Below are 17235 nucleotides of genomic sequence, written 5' to 3'. Positions count from 1 at the left end.
ACGGTGGCGCGTTTTGTCGGCGTCGAAAAAGCTTTCGAAGAATAAGGTCGAGCATTTCGAGGATATTTCCGCGATGACGCTCAGCGGAATCCGCCACCAGTCGTACCGAGTACTCCCGTGCGAAGCGCCTCTCGACGAACTCATTGAATTCCTCCCATGCGACCTTCTGCTCGAGGGCCTCCCGGGTGAGGCTCTGCAAGAGCATTCGGAAGTATTCGATATCTTCCTGCAGATCCTGCACGACGCGCGTGGCATAGTCGTAGCCATCCAGCAGCTCATCGGCATCAAGGCTCTGCAGGAACGCATCGAGCGATTTCTTGGCTGAGCGCATGTTGCGCTGGCGCGTCTTGGCGCGTGAGTTGTCGAGACTCGAGAAAACTTCGGCAAACTCTTTGCCGGCACGACTCAGTTTCAGCGTAGGCTTGAGATCAATCGGGTCCTTGTGATCCTCAACCCATCCGTGAGATTTGAGTTCGAGGAGCATCTGCGCCGCCGCCGCGCGCTCCTTGTCCTCTGAAATTATTTCACCCGGATTGAACACATGCACCCGATAGGCGGGATCAGAGAGCACGTGGAGGATCATAGAGATCACCCGATCGCGAGTGAGCACCTCGGAGTAGTCAGCGTGCGCGCCGTGCACGCGCTCGAAAAGGCTGCGCAATACAGCGGCGTAGCACTCACGGTCTTGCCAGGTCAATGGGCGAAAGAAATGCGCTTTCGGGCCGCAGAAAAATGCAGTCGACATCGAGAGATCCCTCGCTCGCCGCCCCCTTGAGACGACCGATCCATGCAGGTGATGGCGGCCATTTTAGGAACGGACCGCACTGAGAAAGCTGCGAACTGAGTTCGCATTTCAAAACCCGAATTGAGACAAACGGCACAGCTTCGGCACTCTAAGTCCGACCTCGGGTGGGGGAGCTGTGTCTGACCCGCATCCGCATGTCGCATTGCTGAAAATAGCCCGCCTGTCACATCAATTGAATTTGCTCAAGAGCGACATGGCCCATCTTGTATTCGTGGGTCACCGGCGCGTGGTATGTGTCAGGTGACAGTTGATTCTGGAACCGGGCGGCCCTGGCGCACCACTTAGCCCAGAGATTCTGTATCCAGACAACTCGCGGCACGAATGCAGCATCGATCTCCGCAACGTGGTCAAACAACGATGGCTGCCTGTCCGCGTGCTCTTTTGCATCCTCTATGCGCTTTTTCAGGGTTTGCAAGGAGACACACAAATACTCGGCCAGCCCAAGGACGCTCGTCCCGCACCTCTGCAGCAAGACAATGTAAGCGGAATACTGTGAGAACCCCTTGCTGATGGAAGTGATCGGAGGCTGCTGGTCATCGATGCGTATGAGCTGTTCCAAAGGATCGCTATCTTCCGATGCCACCAAACGATCGTGCCATGTTGATTCGGTATCGGATGTTTTATCAATGCTCTCCTTCAGCTTGCCAGCCACGAAATCAACGAACCTTTTGTAAAGCCACGCTAGGACCTGATCCTGCTCCGCGGGGTTCGAAAGATCAACGCGCTGAGTGCTCCGCTTCCCTATTTCAATGGCAATTAGCCATGCCTCCGACTCCATGTCACCTACGTCGTGCGTACCACGAGTCGCCCTCGCAATCCTTGCCAGCGCCGCCCGTTGATCACGCTTAAATTTCTTGAAAGCATCCGGAAGCGGTTCAACGGTCAATTGACTGATCCTGGCTGTGACGAGACAACAATGCGTAGTGCGCCGCGTCGACTCAAGCCAGGGTATGTTCTAGGGGATGGACCGGTCTGATCGAAAGTCGCGGGGAGAGTTCGCCTCGTCCGGGGACAGGCCACTTCGATGCAGCCCGAGATCGGCTTGACTCACAGAGGCACGTCGATGCCGACCCGATTCAACAGTTCGAGCTGAATCTCCACTACCGATAACCGGCGCTTTCCAGAGTCCGTTTTTACATAAACCTCCCCGCCACCAGTTGCATACAGGAGCGCTCGACGCGCAGCCGGGACCCTGATCTCGACCACGTATAGATTTGGAATCACTTGCATTCCATCAGTAACGTGATGCATTTCGACCCGATACGCGGTGGGCGCAAGCGTTGGTGTGATTTGATGGAGCTTATCAGTCACCACACGTCGTACCTCGTCGCAATCCTGCTCTGACAGCACGACTCCGGTGATCGTTCGATCCTCGTCTCGTACCCCCCACAGAATCAAACCTTCCTGAGGATGTCCCGCGTTGAGGAACGCCACGACGTACTGATCCACAAGGCTTCTGATCGCAGCCACTGGACTGCTCCCCTTGATCTCTTTCAATTCACAGGTGCGACTTTCAGGCAGAGGGAAGACGGCGCCGCGCACCCATTCCGCCCGCCTCCGAGCTTTGAGACGCGGCCGCTGCTGCTCAATCAAATTATTGTAGTACGCCAGTGAATGGACCTCGGTGACACGAGACTCCAGATAGATCGCGTTGTCGAATCGATAGGTTGGCTGTCGATGTGACAGCAGTATGACCTGGGAAGTTTCGGCGATGGCTTCCAGCAGCTTCGCAGTCAAATTATCGTCCCCGAACCAGCCGAACTCATCAACAATCAACGGAAGACTCTCGCGCGATCGACTTCGGCGCGCGAGCTCATCTAAAAAGACGCGAAGAGTCTCCTCCCTGCCACTCGCAGCAGCTCCTCCTTCCATGACTCCACTTTCCAGCAGCTGCCACCATTCCCGCGTACGCTTGAAGCTGGCCGGAATAGCTGCCTTGAGATCGTCCGAGCTGAGATCGGATGGTCGAGACAAGGTCGAAGGTAGAAGCAAAAGCCTGGGCCCCGCAGGATTGGACCAAGCAGCCAGCAATCGCAGCTTCAAAGCGTCCGTCGATTCACAATTGTCCGCACTCCTGGAGAATTGCTCGACGGTCACATCGCTGTCGTTACTCTGCGCCACAGACAGACGGAGATGCTCGGCAACGTCTCCCTCCCTGACGCACACATCAACGATCGAAGGGCCAAGCCCATCTTCCTCGATCCGAAGCGCCGGCCTGCCAATCAATGCTGCGACAATGGCACCAGTCAGCTGTGACTTGCCAGAGGCATTCTGGCCTATAATGACGTTGACGACACCCGGCCGAAAGGCAAACTCAGCTGATTCAAACGGTCCGAAATTTTTGAGCGAAAGACGATCAAAGAACATACGGTGCTCTCCCGGACACAGAGGCTCATTCGCTTACCCAGAACTCGGAACACGCTCGAGCGTCCGGAGATAAGTCATTAGACCGGGAGTCCCAGCATGCGTGTCTCCTCGTCCTTAAAAATCTCAGACTAGAAGATGCTGGCACCCTGCGCTAAGTTTAGCAGCCTAACGAAACGACTCCAGTCCCGGAGAATCTGGAATGTCAAGGCGACTTGAGCGGGAATTCGATTACCCACCCAATACTAGCTCGTTATCGCATGCCGGAACGAATTGAACTGCCGGTCGAGGGCTCCGATCACTGGATAGGTGCAATGATGTACTTGTGCCTTCTGACCTATCCCAAGCCGACCGATCAGGCAAAAAGAGAAAGGTTGTATCGTGCTTTCTGCAGTTACGCCGTTCGCGCGGCACGACATCATCGACGACTCCCCAAGGGCGGCAACAAGCATCATTCGGACCTCCTGAGGAGCGTCCCGAAGCAGCAGATGCTGAACTCTTTAAACTTCGCAAACCGCCACATACTGCTGCGGCTGTTGGCGGCCGAGAAGTTTCTGTGGTCTGGTACCATGAAATGGGCGAGTCGTCGGATAGTTGGGCAGCGACCACCGCTCGACATTCAGCGAGATCGGCACTGGATCCGGCGTCGTGAGGGCGAACGCCCCGAGGGATTCCAGGGTGGATGGCGCTGGAATGGACACGCACCTGAGCCCTACGTGGAAACATGCCGGTACGAATCGGACGAGCATATGCCGTCAGTGAATGACATCGTGCGCGCCATATCCACCCAGATCGGAATGCATGAAAGGAATGTCCGGTCACACGTCATCGCCCCCGCTAGAGCGGTTATGCATATGGCAGAGGGCCTTCGATGCACGATCCTGGAGTTGCGGGATTGCAGCAAAGAGCCAGATCCGAAGCTGCCGATGGGTTTCGACCTTCTAGGTCTACTTCGACATCCGGCTTGGGTCAAACGTGCAACCGAGATTGCCATCACCACGGCCAAGCACTGGAAAGATCAGGGGGACTGGCCGGCGATCCGGGCTATCGATCCGAGGCGCTTCATTCGACTGACGACCAGGAAGTGTTGAGATTTCGCCAGCCCCTGGGGTGCTGGAGCGATGCTAAGTTGCTAACCACATCCTGCTGGGAGGTAGCAATGACGAATCGCAAGCACGAAAGGGCCCCTTCGAAATCGCTGTTTATCGTTCGCACGGAACTCCGATCGCATGCCTTAGACCTAAGCATCGGTGCCCGATTGAGCCTCAATCGCGACGTGGTTAGAAAAATTGGCGCTCAACTCATTCGTGGCCTATCCATGCGGATCGCCGTGGGCATCGCTATCGCCGTTGCTCTATTCCCGGTGTAGTCGAGCATCCTGGCAGGGGCCACATAATTGCCAACCATCATCCCGGGTACCTGAGGACCTGTCAAAACGGGTCTTTGCTGTACCGAGAAAATCATGAGGGACCCTACACCCCTGAAGCATCCTACCCAGGTGAACGAGTCATGACCTTGCCCCCTCCGACGGAACCTCAGCGAATCTGCGAAAACGCCCACAGGGGAAAGACTCAGCAACGTCGACAACAATATTTCCGCCAGCGAGAATGCAATGATAGACCGGGCTGCTACCTGCATCTGATAGCCAAATAATGTCAAACACCAATCTTGTTCGGCCGAGTCGAGATGGCGATCAGTTTCACTATTTGTGGGCCGCTCGCCGCTCACTGAGGCTCCTTTCATCACAGGACGACCTTGTAGCCATCAGCATCGAAGGAGCATCCCCCCAGGAGGATGCGGGTCTTGTGACTGGCGAAGGCGACGAAATCATAGACATCGCCGAGTACTTTGGGAACGAACAAGTCTCAAAGGCGCGGTTGGTCCGCTATATGCAGCTCAAGCATTCGACGCTACACGCAACCGAGCCTTGGACTGCGAGTGGACTTGAGAAAACCATTACGGGATTCGCCAGGCGTTACCGAGAATTGCTTCAGTCGCTCTCCACCGAAGCACTTCTCTCAAGAATCGAGTTCTGGTTTGTCACAAACCGATGGATCGCAAGAGGCTTCAGTGAGGCCATAGCCGACGCTCAGGCCGGAGTGTCACCCCGACATCCTACCGAACTCAGGAAATTGGAACGGTTCACTGGTTTGACAGGGGATCGCCTTGCTCACTTCTCAAAACTGCTACGGATGGCGGACAAGCAAGATGATTATTGGGACCAGCGCAACATTCTTTTTCAGGATGTGCAAGGGTACTTGCCGGACGCCGATGTCTCTGCACCTCTGCAGCTTAAGGAACTTATCACTCGAAAGGCACTATCCGAAGGAGAGAAGAATCCTGTCATTACAAAGATGGATGTTCTGCGAGCGTTGGGCACTGATGAAAGCAGACTTTTTCCTGCGCCAGGCTTGATCCAAAAGATCGATGCCGCGATAGCCCGCGCCCAAGAGACCGATATTATTGAGGAGATCATCAAAGCCACACAGCCTGTTGTTGTCCATGCTTCAGCCGGCGTGGGCAAGACGGTATTCGCTACGCGCATCTCCGCAGGCTTGCCTGAAGAATCCGTATCCGTCCTGTACGACTGCTTCGGCAATGGCCAGTATCGAAATGCATCGGGCTACCGCCATAGACACAAGGATGCGCTGGTACAAATCGCAAATGAACTAGCGGGTAGAGGGCTTTGCCATCCGCTCATACCCACCACCCACGCCGACGCCGCCGCATATGTACGGGCCTTCGTCAACCGATTAGCTCAAGCGACAACTCTCCTACAACTCGCAAATCCTAGCGCGCTTCTATGTGTCATTGTGGACGCTGCCGACAACTCGCAGATGGCGGCGGAAGAAGTTGGCGAGTCGCGCTCCTTCGTTCGTGACCTGATCAGGGAAAAAATGCCGAGCGGCGTGCGCCTTGTCTTTCTTTGCCGCTCTCATCGACAGAGCCTCCTTGATCCGCCATTTGGTACGATACGACGCGAGCTGCGCCCCTTCGATCGGGACGAAACAGCGATCTTTCTACGTCGCCAGTTTGCCGATGCAAACGAACACGATATCGATGAGTTTCATCGCCTGAGCTCCGAGAACCCTCGAGTCCAAGCCCTCGCATTGTCAAGAAATCTGTCTCTGCCCGAGACGCTCCGCGCCCTCGGTCCTTCTCCGACCACCGTCGAAGACACGATTGGGAACTTACTCGAGAACGCGATCGCTAAGCTCAAGGACAGCGTTGGCTCGATTGAGAGGAGACAGATTGACAGTATATGCGCTGGACTCGCGGCCCTGCGTCCGCTGACACCGATTCCAATACTGTCCAGGATGTCTGGAGTTGATGAAGGAGCGATCAGAAGCTTCGCGATCGATCTCGGGCGACCACTGATCATATCCGGCGATATGATTCAATTTTTTGATGAGCCCGCGGAAACATGGTTTCGCGAGAAATTCAAACCTTCGCCCGACGCCATCGTTGAATTCATCGCCAGTTTGAAGCCGCTCGCGACGAAAAGCCCATATGTAGCTTCGGTGCTACCACATCTAATGCTAGAGGCTGGGAAACTTACCGAACTCGTCGCGTTGGCTCTCACTTCAGAAGCGTTGCCGGAGACGACCCCTCTTGAGAAGCGTGATGTAGAACTCCAGCGCCTTCAGTTTGCGCTGAAAGCAGCATTACGCTCAAAGCGGTACTCGGACGCAACCAAGCTTGCACTGAAGGCTGGCGGCGAGACGGCAGGCAACGACCGCCAGGGGAAGATCTTGCAATCGAATACCGATCTAGCATCCGCATTCCTGGAAACTGATCTTGTCCAAGAGATCGTATCCCGCCGTACATTCAAATCCGGGTGGCTCGGCTCCCATCATGCCTACGACGCTGCACTATTGTCGGGCCGTCCGGAACTTCAAGGTGACGCTAGAAGTCGTCTGCGTATGGCCGGTGAATGGTTGCGCAACTGGAGCCAACTGGGACCGGATGAACGAAAGAAAGAGCAAATCACGGATCAAGATATTGCCGAGCTGACACTGGCACACCTCAATATCTACGGCCCTGCAGAAGGCGCACGTAGCCTCGCAGGCTGGAGCCCGCGGCAAGTTGCCTTTCGTGTCGGTCGTATTGTCGCAAAACGCCTAATCGATCACGGCCGATATCGAGACGTGGATGAGCTTGCGCGAGCATCCCACAACAACCTATGCACAGTACTTGCACTGATCGTTGAGCTTCGCGAGGTTCAACGAGTTCCACCGGCTGAGGTTGCACATCGCGCATTTAGATTCGCCGCAGACCGACGGATCAGATTGAATCACGATCATAGCTGGGATGACAAAGACACCATTATCGATACAGTTACAGCGCTCACAGAAGCTGCACTAAGCCACTCAGTCTGCACCGTCGAGGCCGCCGCCGCGCTGCTTTCACGATACCTTCCAAGCGAGCCGCCTAGGACAATGTCATCCCGATATTCGGGAACTCGCCTTCCCTTGTTGCGAGCGTACGCTCTGCGCGCGGCGTTGCTGAAGCAAGACATCAGTCTTCGCGATCTAGGGCACCCGGAGTTCCTGACCGAGATGGATACGAACAAACACTCGGTATCACAAGACGTACGTGTATTCCAGGAGAACATCGGCACACTTCTTCCTTGGCACAAACTTCGGGCGGCGGCGCTTCTTGGCCAAGTGACCAAGACCTCGCTGCATGAGGAATTGACACGTGCGCGCGAAGCATCCAAGAACGCCAAGACCTCTTACTACGATGACGATGCACATTCGGTCAACGAGGTTGCGCTGGTGTGGATTGACATCCTTCAGCGAATTGACGCCGATAACGCGCAAGCGATGGAAGCCTTCTCGCAATGGAGAACTGAACGACGGAGGCCCCTTTTTACACAAACCCTGACGTCTCTTTCTCGATTGTGTGGGCTGCGTCAAGCAACGAGATCGGCAGCGATTAAATTTGCTCAGGAAGCGTTCAGTCTCACAGCGGGCGAGCGCGCGGACGCTGAAAGTAAATCTCAAGGCTACATTGACGCTGCACGCGCCATTCTCACGGTAAGTCCGGAGGACGCCAAGGCGTACTTCAATGAAGCGGTTGAAATAGCAAGCAAGATTGGTGATGAAAACCTGTCTCGGTGGGATGCCATTCTGCACTTGGCTGATCGTGCTGCCCGAATTGGCCGCGCTTCACCCGAGTCCGCTTACAACCTTGCCCGCTGTGCCGAGCTAACATTCGCATACGTCGTACGCGACAAGCATTTCGACTGGGACGCAACAGTGCAAGCACTTTGCGGACTCTGCCCGTCCTCCGCCATTGCCATACTCAGTCGTTGGCGTGACCGTGGTTTTGGCTGGCATGAAGAGACCCTTCCCGTTGCAATCGAACGTCTGGTTGCGGATGGCAGCCTCGACGCACGTGATGCATTGGCTCTAGTTCCCTTCCGCGCCGGTTGGACCTACGAATTTCTGCTGGATCGAGCCCTGCAAAGATTCGAGACCGACGACCAAAGACAATCTGCTGCTTTGCTTTTCTATCGGTACGTCCAGTTCACCAGTGCAAACCGATCAAAGCTGGCAGAGGTCACGTCTGCGCATGGAATCACGATAGCTGGCCTCAATGAAGCAATCGCTTTCGACGAGAGCCAAAAGGGAGATAGTAATGAGCAGGATTGCCATCAAGCTGACGAGCGTATTGGCGTTACAAGCGAGCCCCACTACAACTGGGACGCCGTCTTCGCCGCCGGCGACCTCGCGACGAGTATCGGCTTGTCTCGCATCTACTCAGCATTCAGGAATGCGGGATCACCATTCAGTTACGACGCGTTCTTCCAAGAGGCTACCCGACGCGTCTCGATAGGTTCCGAAGCTTCCTTCATCCAAGCGGTGGGCCAAGCGCCGGAGTTTACCCTGTACCATTTTCGAAACTTCCTGGAGCAGATACCAATAGCATGGAAAGGGCGACCGGCGATTACTCACGCGATCGCGTCGGCAGTGAGGGCTTTTTGTCGCCGCTTCTGCATGGACGTGAGAAAGAGTCGGTATTACGAAGCATTTCCTTTCGCAGAGGCTAGTTCCCTCGCCGGGATGAGTCAGAGTGCTCTGGCGGGTGTGGTGCTCGATGCAATCGGAGAGACACCCGACTCCGTAGACTCGAACAGACTCTTCTCTCTCGTCGGTCTGCTTGTCCTTAGACTATCAGAGGATGAGTCGCTCGAAGCTCTCCACTTTGGGTTCGCACTCCTTACGCCGGTGCTCGAGGACAAAGACGGGGACGGCCCTTGGTCAAGGGAACTGCTGCCACCCTCTGATACCTCAGCTTCCTTAGCCGGCTATATCTGGGCGTCGATGGCCGCACCCGAAAGCGTACTGCGGTGGGAAGGTTCGCACACAGTCCTTTGCCTCGCCGCACTGAACCGACAGAAGATGCTCGACCAAATTGTGAAATTGGCAGTCGAAAGAAGCGGCGCGCCGTTTGTTGATACTAGGCTGAAGTTCTACGACCTGCATGCACTCCAATGGCTGCTAATCGGGCTTGCACGTGCAGCGCAGGAATTCCCGACGGCATTAGCGCCCTTCGGAAACCAAATTGCAGATTGGACACTGAAAGATCAGCCTCATGTCCTAATTCGACAGTTTGGGGCGCGTGCACTGACAGCATTGATGAACTGCGGCATAGTCCCAAACCAGAATGAGCTCAAGGAACGTCTCGCCGGAATCAACTTGTCACCCTTCCCTTCTGTGAAGTCTAAGTACTACGACCGCGATCGAGCAGAGGACGAGGTCGAGTCAGAGAATAATGCCGACGAAGACCGCTACTCCTTCGGCATCGACATAGGACCATATTGGTACGCACCACTCGGGAACATATTCGCTCTATCACAAGGGAAGATCGAGAGAAAGGCATTGAAGGTCATTCGTGCCGAATTTTGCACCTCCCACAGCGGAAGGTGGGACGAAGATGAGCGCGGGCGGCGGAGAATCTATGTGGAGAATCACACTCATCATTCTCACGGATCGTATCCGCGCGCCGATACGCTTCAGTTCTACTACGCATATCACGCAATGATGATTCTAGCCGGCAATCTGCTGGCTAGTAGGCCAACTCATCACTCGGAGTTCAGTGAAGAGGATGAGTTCGCCGATTGGCTCAATCGCCACGACCTGGCACGAACGGACGGAGGCTGGCTTTGGGATCGACGCGATCCGGCACCACTTGAACACCCCGCTTGGCGGCATCGAGAGACGGACGACCGATCAGGGCATGCCATTGCGACAACCGATTTTGACGAGGCACTCCATTCAGGAGAGATGCTGAACGTCTGGGGATACTGGACGACCGCCGACTCCAAGCGGGAACAATCGGTCCATATATCCAGTGCATTAGTATCACCAGCCAAATCTGAGGCTTTGCTCCGAGCACTTTCCACCGCGGAAGACGTACACGACTATGCCATTCCGAGTGTCGACAGCGACATGGAGATTGACGATGAATCTGGCTTCTCGCTTAAGGGCTGGATCGTTGAGGGCCGCCCGAGCAACGGACTCGATGACCGCGATCGCTGGGCGGGTGGTGTAGGTTTCCCGCCACCGTCACCAGCTCAGTATATTGTCGAGCTAATGAGCCTCGAATCCGACGTGAATCTCAGAGGCTGGAAAGACCAAGAAGAATCAATCGTAATGAGATCACAAGTATGGGGGCACTACGACGAAGCCATCCGTCACGAGACTACCAATCCGGAGCGAGGCAGTAGAATCCAGGCCTCTTTGACTTTGGTTAAAGCCATACTGAGAAGACTAGATCGCGACTTGATTGTCGAGGTGCAGATCGATCGCCGGCGCCGATATCAACCATACGAAAGCAGTAAAGAACATGACGAAGAACGAATTCCAACAAGGGCCAAACTCTACCTTGTCAAACCAGACGGCAAGCTCATCACGGTCTGACCACGTCCTCCGAATGGGACGCAGACTTGTCCAGGAACTGCAGCTAGAGCCTTCGGTCGACACTCTCGGGAGGTGGATGGCACACTATCTGGCCGAACTCATCGAGAATGCGGAAAACGCCGCTGGAGAAGAAAAGAAATCGATAGCGAAAGAGTGCTTCGACGTCATACTAAAGCTGTGGCAACACCGAGCCGAACTACCCGACGGCAAGCGTCCGTTCGAGGATATGGAGCCAATCCTTCGTGCGATCGAGAGTTTGGATCCACGCGATGAAACTCGTCGCTACTTTCGATCTGCCAGGCCGCCAAAGGAAGAGGCCAATCAACCCCCTGAAGTGAAAGCCTGGCTTGACATGATAAGTGGGCTGGATTATTCCGCGCGGGTTTTGATCCAGTACTGCCTCGCTGAAGCCGCGCGTTCCGCCGTAGACCGGTCCCAAGAGTGGGTCAAGCTAGCAGAAGCAGCAGGAGCAGACGAAGGCCCAATGGCGGTGGTGATCCGCTTCGTCTCAAGCGATTCCGAACCTGACGTTGGCGCTGCGGCGCGAGAACACTTAGAGGACCGAATAGGCCGCCTGGCGGGGTTCATCAAACTTGCTGAGACAATGCTTCGCGATCTGAAAGCTCGGCGGGAAAAACTCCCGGCATCGCCTCGTATCGATGATGACGATGATAGCAAGTTGGTCCTGTCATTCGCCCCACCTTTTCCACCAAAGTCGGACATGCCATTCGATCCGGCGTCTGAAGCTAGATCGCCCTTCCCTCACCCCCAATCTCCAACCGAAACCTCCTCGGATCCTCCTTCATCGCATTCGATTGCGCCAGCGCCTGAAACGCCTTCTCCTTCGAGCTGACATCGAGCCATTGGCTGAAGCCCGCGGCAAAGGCGAGCATGCGCGGCAACGGCACGGGATGACCATTCGACATCGCCTTCAGTGCGCTGAGGTAATCGTCACGATAGATCGTGGGAATGATGATTCTTGTCAGGCCCGCATTCGACAAGAAATGATTCATGGCGATACGCGCGGTACGACCATTGCCGTCATCGAACGGATGCACTTCGGTGACGACGAACATCGCCAGCGCCGCCCGGTTGGCAGGTGTTGCGGCCGCCATCGTGACTTCATAGCCTTTCATCAGCGTGCCGACGACCTTGTCCGGGTCGACGAAGACGGTCTGCCCGGCCCGGTTTGCCGCCGTTTTGAAGTCGCCTGGGTGCTTCTCCCGGCGGGATTCGATGACGAGTCGATTCCAATCTTTGAGCTGAGCGATGAACGTCTCCGCACTCTGCGGGAGGCTCGGGTCTCGCTTCGAGCGCAGGATGGCGCGGTAGGTTCCCAAGATGTCGTGGGAATCATCCTCGCGATACTGCAGTGGCCGGTCGTTGACCACGATATCGTGCGCCACCTCGATCTCAAATTCGGTTCCTTCGATGAAGTTCGAAAAATATGTTTCGATGAACGCCTGCAGCTGTGGATCCTCATTCGCAGCCGCGGGCGGCACCACCATCGGGTTGCTCTGAAGTTCAGCGGCGAGCGTTTCGAACAACGTCACCCGATCATCGTCGTATGGGCGACGTGCGGCGCGCGCGATCGCCTGAGGCGTGATCAATGTCGCTGCCCGCGTGCCGAGCAGCGAGCCGATCATCGCATCCAGCCTTTTGAATTCTTCGTTGAGACCCAATGGCTCCGCAATCGATCGGGCTTGGTCGCGAAGCTTGTTGACTTCATTGCTCACGTCACGACTGATGAATCGCTCGAGCCACTCCTCTACGAACGAGGCCCCCAGCGTGCGTCGTTCGGCGAGGTCGCCGCGGCTGAGCGAGAGATTCTCCAGTAGAGCCCGAGCCTGACTCGAAATGAATGCATCGGCGCTCTGCAGTGGAAGCCTGATGTCTGTGTCGGTGGGCCCCGGGCCCCGCGCGTAACGCAGCTTCACACCAGGCAGTTGCACCTCGCGCCGGTACGGGCCGGTGAGGAAGTACTGCCCGCCGGCTGTCGGCCGGTGCTCGAACGCGGACCGATGCGACACAATGCAGCCAGGCATGATGAGCGCGCAGATCTCATTGAGGTGCCTGCGGGTGACCGACTCGATGGGCGCATCCAAGTTGTCGGTATAGATGCCGGGCGCCAGCCGCTGCAATTGCCCCTGCCGAGCCAGACGCTGCAGGCGCCTGGCCTCGGCCCGGTCATTGCCGGCGATTTTCAGCACGTCGCTTTTCTCCACATAAGGTGGCGATGGAAAGGCCAGGGTGTCGCCATTTTAGGGGTAAGATTGCCATTTTGTCGCTATTTTAGACACAAGGCGGCGTTCTTGTCGCTATTCTAGGCATAAGGTGGCGCGATTGTCGCCAAACTCGGCAGAGCGGTCGTCGCTGGCGAGCGTGATGCCCCAAGAACTTGCGCAACCTAGGATGAAATCGCCGCTGCGGCTTCATGGCGGAAGGTCTACCGCAAAGTTCTCTTGGCGGGGGCAGCTCGCAGACGACTCGGCGGCGCTTTGCTGCCGGCACGCAGTCCATCAAGATAATCAGCCCACGCCTGCATCATTTTGCGGCGATCGGGGAGCCGCTTCGACTTATCGTAGGCGCGCTTCACATCGTTGCCGACGTCGTGCCCGAGCTGGCGCTCGATCAACTCGTCGTCCCATCCCAACTCGCGCAATAAGGTGCTCGCGATCGTGCGGAACCCATGCCATGTCATTTCCTGGCCGGAGTACCCCATACGACGCAGAGCTGCGGTAATTGCGTTCTCGGACAATGGCCGCGTGGAGTTTGTGAGCGACGGAAATACCAGTCCCCCGGGGCCGGTCAGCGCATGAAGCTCGCCGAGTATTGAGACAACCTGCGACGCAAGCGGCACGACGTGCTCACGGCGAGTTTTGGTTCGCTCGGCAGGAATGCGCCATGTGGGCTCGTCAGCAGTCAGGTCAAATTCAGACCAATCGGCTGCACGCAGTTCGCCGGGGCGAACAAAAAGATACGGCGCCAATTTCATCGCAGCTTCCGTCACCGGTTGTCCGCTGTAGCTGTCGATAGCTCGCAACAGCTCGCCCACGCGACGCGGCTCGGTGATCGCTGCATGATTCTTCACATTCAACGGCGGCAGCTTATCCCGAGGATCCGCGCTATCTCGAAACGCTGCAGCGGAATTGATCTGCGTTCGCCCGGTGCCCACGGCATAGCGAAAGACCCGCTCCAGTCGATCGAGCATGCGATGTGCGGTCTCGATCTTGCCTCTCCGCTTCAGGGTATTGAGGACCGACGCAATATCGTCCTTCGTGACAGTTTGAATCGCCCGATCGCTAATCGCTCGTAGCGGATGGGGTGCATCGCCCTTGTTGTCCTTCGCCCGATACTCGGCCAGGTTCAACAGCCACTGAGTCTTGACGATCGTCGCTCGCGACAGCGCCCTCTGCCCCTGATCCCTTTGCTCGCGATAGTGAGCAAACCACTCCTCAGCCACCGCAGCGAACGTGTTCTCCTTGGCAACCTTGTTCGCTTGCTTATGAGCCTTGCGAAGTGAGCTCGGATCTATCTGCCGATCGAGCAACTGCCGCGCCTCGTCGCGCTTCTCGCGAGCACGCTTCAACGAGACTTCAGGATAGACGCCGAGGGCGAGCGTCTTCTCGAGCCCACCATGCCGATACTTCAGACGCCAGTACTTCGCACCCGTCGGCTTCACCAAAACGAACAATCCAGCACCATCGAACAGCTTCACCGGCTTGTCCGAAACCTTGACCGCCTTGATGGCTGAATCGGTCAGAGTGTTGATTGCCATGCGTGGGGGTACCTGGAGCCATTTTTTGGCAGGTACCCCCACTGATACCCCCGAGGGTGCTATGCTGTCAACGGATGGCTGCAGATCTCAGCAGCGGGAATTTCGGCGGATTTCTAGGGTTTTTCTGGTTCTTTCAGTCGGCCTCGGATGGCTTCGGAGGCAGGACTGGTGCCCCCGGCAGGAGTTGAACCTGCGACCTACCGCTTAGGAGGCGGTCGCTCTATCCACTGAGCTACGGGGGCAACGGGCGGCATTCTAGCAGCTTGACGCCGCATTCACGCCTCCGCCGGGTCATTCTTCTTGGCCCCGCGCAGGTTCAGGACGAACAGGCCGACCTGCAGCACGATCAGAGCGATGGCGTCCTCGTGCCAGCCCCAGAGAATCCACAGCACGTTGCTGGCGATGAAGGTCCAGAAACCCCAGTTGCGGCGGGTTCGGGATTGGGAGGCGACCAGCCAGGCGGCGGTCAGGGTGACGACCATGGCGGGCCATTGCAGCAGCGACAACACATCCATTGAAAGCCTCGGATCGAGCGGATTTGACAGGGACCGCGGTCGACTCGACGAGTCGGCGGTCATCGCTCTGGGCAATCGTCGTGGCCAGCGTCGAGTTCCGCCGCAGCGGCAGGCACGCTGTCGGGAAAGCACGTGCTTTGCTAGATTGCGTGTTTGCCGGCCGAGCCCGCTCCCCAGTCGAACTCATGCTCGTTAGACGCATCCGCAAGTGGTACGAAGCCACGCAATTCCTGCGCGAGCACACCTGGCTCGGTTATGCCTTTGCTCTACTGACCAGCGTCGGCGCCATGTATGTGCGGGTGCTGCTCAGTGGCGTGCTGGAAGGTTTTCCGTTCATTACGTTCTTCGTCGCCATCGTGCTCACCGCTTTCGTTTTCGGGTGGCGGGCCGGCGCGCTGGCCGCCGTGCTGGGCGCGGGCATCTCCGGATTTTTTCTGCTGCCCCCACACTGGTCCCTGTCCGGCGAAGGCCTGTCGAACTGGATCGGCATGGGGTTCTATGCCGCCCTAGTCAGCGTGATTCTGGTGCTGACCGCGGCCATGCATCGCGGCTTTGCCGAGTATGCACAGGACGATCGACTGCGACAGCAGCTGAACGATCTGCTCGAGAGCCGCGTCGCCGAGCGTACTGCCGAGCTGGAGGCTGCGAATCGGAAGCTGCGTGACGCGGCGGCATCGCGAGCGGCCGCCGAAGCGCTCGTCAGACAGATGCAGAAAATGGAAGCCGTCGGCCAGCTCACGGGCGGCATCGCGCACGACTTCAACAACATGCTCGCCATCATCGTCGGCTCGCTCGACATGGCGAAGAAATACTTCCAGCGCGATCCGGCCAAAGCGTCGAAATCCATCGACCATGCGATGGAAGGTGCGACCCGAGCCGCCGAGCTGACGGCGCGACTGCTGGCGTTCTCGCGACAGCAGCCCCTCGATCCCCGGGCGCTCGATGCCAACAAATTAGTGAGTGGCATGTCGGAGCTGCTCACGCGAACGCTCGGCGGCAACGTGCGCATGGAAACGGTGCTCGCTGGCGGCCTGTGGCGCATGTTTGCGGATCCGCCGCAACTCGAGAGCGCCATCCTCAATCTGTGCGTAAACGGCCGCGACGCCATGGCCGATGGCGGCAAGATCACGTTGGAGACGATGAATGCGCATCTCGACGACGTCTACGCCGCGACGCATGCCGAAGTGCGCCCTGGTCAGTACGTGGCCATCGCGGTGACCGATACGGGCACAGGAATGAGTGCTGAGATCCTGTCGCGGGCTTTCGATCCGTTCTTCACGACCAAGAAGCCCGGCCAGGGCACGGGCCTCGGCTTGTCGCAGGTGTATGGCTTCGCGAAACAGTCCGGCGGACACGTGAAGATCTACTCGGAAGTGGGTCAAGGCACGACGGTCAAGCTCTACCTGCCCCGCTACATCGGTGACGATGAGTCGATTCAGCAGGTGCTGCCTGCGGGCCGCCCGCTCGAGGGCGCACCATCCGAAGTGATTCTCGTGGTCGAGGACGAGGACCGCGTACGCGAGATGTCAGTGCAGCTGCTGCGTGACTTGGGCTACACGGTGCTGCAGGCGAGCGACGCCAAGCAGGCCCTCGCGATGCTGGATACCGCGGGCGCCTTCGATCTGCTATTCACCGATGTCGTGATGCCCGATATGAACGGCAAGCAGCTCTCCGATCGCGTTCGCGAGCTGCGACCGGGCGTCAAAGTGCTCTACACCACTGGTTACACACGCAATGCCGTCATTCACAACGGCATGCTCGACCGCGATGTCTCGTTCCTACCCAAGCCGTTCACGATCCAGCAGCTCGCGACCAAGGTTCGCCAGGTGCTGGATCAGAAATGAA

10 protein-coding genes and 1 tRNA gene are annotated in these 17235 nt (G+C 57.2%); 4 read left to right on the top strand and 7 right to left on the bottom strand.

The window, feature by feature from the left end; translation table 11 throughout:
- The 3 genes from D0550_RS15140 to D0550_RS15130 all read right to left on the bottom strand — a co-directional run.
- Nucleotides 1-745: Wadjet anti-phage system protein JetA family protein (locus D0550_RS15140; protein WP_206606303.1), on the bottom strand; the 745-nt coding region annotated here is incomplete at its 3' end.
- Nucleotides 746-968: 223 nt separating this feature from the next.
- Nucleotides 969-1691, bottom strand: a complete 723-nt coding sequence (locus tag D0550_RS15135; protein ID WP_153067182.1) for a hypothetical protein — start codon at nt 1689-1691, stop codon at nt 969-971.
- A gap of 161 nt (nt 1692-1852) precedes the next feature.
- Nucleotides 1853-3172 (bottom strand): RNA-binding domain-containing protein, encoded by a 1320-nt coding sequence (locus D0550_RS15130; RefSeq protein ID WP_116810029.1) that lies wholly within the window; start codon nt 3170-3172, stop codon nt 1853-1855.
- A 257-nt stretch (nt 3173-3429) separates the two neighbouring features.
- On the opposite strand from D0550_RS15130, the gene D0550_RS15125 reads away from it, so the two are divergent.
- The 3 genes from D0550_RS15125 (at nt 3430) to avs3b (ending at nt 11950) form a co-directional block, all read left to right on the top strand.
- Nucleotides 3430-4260: a hypothetical protein gene (locus D0550_RS15125; RefSeq protein WP_116810028.1), complete on the top strand. Its 831-nt coding sequence runs from the start codon at nt 3430-3432 to the stop codon at nt 4258-4260.
- Nucleotides 4261-4821: 561 nt separating this feature from the next.
- Nucleotides 4822-11097, top strand: a complete 6276-nt coding sequence (avs3a, locus tag D0550_RS15115; RefSeq protein WP_116810026.1) for an AVAST type 3 anti-phage nuclease/ATPase Avs3a — start codon at nt 4822-4824, stop codon at nt 11095-11097.
- Nucleotides 11024-11950: an AVAST type 3 anti-phage protein Avs3b gene (gene avs3b / locus D0550_RS15110; RefSeq protein ID WP_322109610.1), complete on the top strand. Its 927-nt coding sequence runs from the start codon at nt 11024-11026 to the stop codon at nt 11948-11950. Before avs3a ends, avs3b begins: the two co-directional genes overlap by 74 nt.
- On the opposite strand, the gene D0550_RS35215 is transcribed toward avs3b, so the two are convergent.
- The 4 genes from D0550_RS35215 to D0550_RS15075 form a co-directional block, all read right to left on the bottom strand.
- A complete protein-coding gene (locus tag D0550_RS35215; protein WP_170134672.1) occupies nt 11844-13307 on the bottom strand; it encodes a Fic family protein in 1464 nt (487 codons plus the stop codon). The genes avs3b and D0550_RS35215 overlap by 107 nt on opposite strands.
- 236 nt (nt 13308-13543) lie before the next feature.
- Nucleotides 13544-14875, bottom strand: a complete 1332-nt coding sequence (locus D0550_RS15085; protein WP_116810021.1) for a tyrosine-type recombinase/integrase — start codon at nt 14873-14875, stop codon at nt 13544-13546.
- Between the two features lie 166 nt (nt 14876-15041).
- Nucleotides 15042-15117: transfer RNA gene (locus D0550_RS15080), tRNA-Arg, on the bottom strand.
- A 33-nt stretch (nt 15118-15150) separates the two neighbouring features.
- Nucleotides 15151-15390 carry a hypothetical protein gene (locus tag D0550_RS15075; RefSeq protein ID WP_116810020.1) on the bottom strand — a complete coding sequence of 80 codons (240 nt, stop codon included), beginning with the start codon at nt 15388-15390 and terminating at the stop codon, nt 15151-15153.
- 185 nt (nt 15391-15575) lie between these two features.
- Here D0550_RS15075 and D0550_RS15070 point away from each other — a divergent pair, with 185 nt between their 5' ends.
- Nucleotides 15576-17234 carry a response regulator gene (locus tag D0550_RS15070; RefSeq protein ID WP_116810035.1) on the top strand — a complete coding sequence of 553 codons (1659 nt, stop codon included), beginning with the start codon at nt 15576-15578 and terminating at the stop codon, nt 17232-17234.
- The last annotated feature ends 1 nt before the right edge of the window (nt 17235 follow it).

It is taken from the genome of Steroidobacter cummioxidans, assembly GCF_003104955.1.
The sequence above is the reverse complement of the archived record's forward strand: the minus strand, read 5'-3'. Positions and strand labels throughout refer to the sequence as shown.

What these genes read in the sequence shown, in the direction of transcription:
- avs3b (WP_322109610.1), top strand. Translation starts at nt 11,024, where the DNA reads ATGACGAAGAACGAATTCCAACAAGGGCCAAACTCTACCTTGTCAAAC.
- D0550_RS15075 (WP_116810020.1), bottom strand. Translation starts at nt 15,390, where the DNA reads ATGGATGTGTTGTCGCTGCTGCAATGGCCCGCCATGGTCGTCACCCTG.
- D0550_RS15125 (WP_116810028.1), top strand. Translation starts at nt 3,430, where the DNA reads ATGCCGGAACGAATTGAACTGCCGGTCGAGGGCTCCGATCACTGGATA.
- D0550_RS15070 (WP_116810035.1), top strand. Translation starts at nt 15,576, where the DNA reads ATGCTCGTTAGACGCATCCGCAAGTGGTACGAAGCCACGCAATTCCTG.
- avs3a (WP_116810026.1), top strand. Translation starts at nt 4,822, where the DNA reads ATGTCAAACACCAATCTTGTTCGGCCGAGTCGAGATGGCGATCAGTTT.
- D0550_RS15085 (WP_116810021.1), bottom strand. Translation starts at nt 14,875, where the DNA reads ATGGCAATCAACACTCTGACCGATTCAGCCATCAAGGCGGTCAAGGTT.
- D0550_RS15130 (WP_116810029.1), bottom strand. Translation starts at nt 3,172, where the DNA reads ATGTTCTTTGATCGTCTTTCGCTCAAAAATTTCGGACCGTTTGAATCA.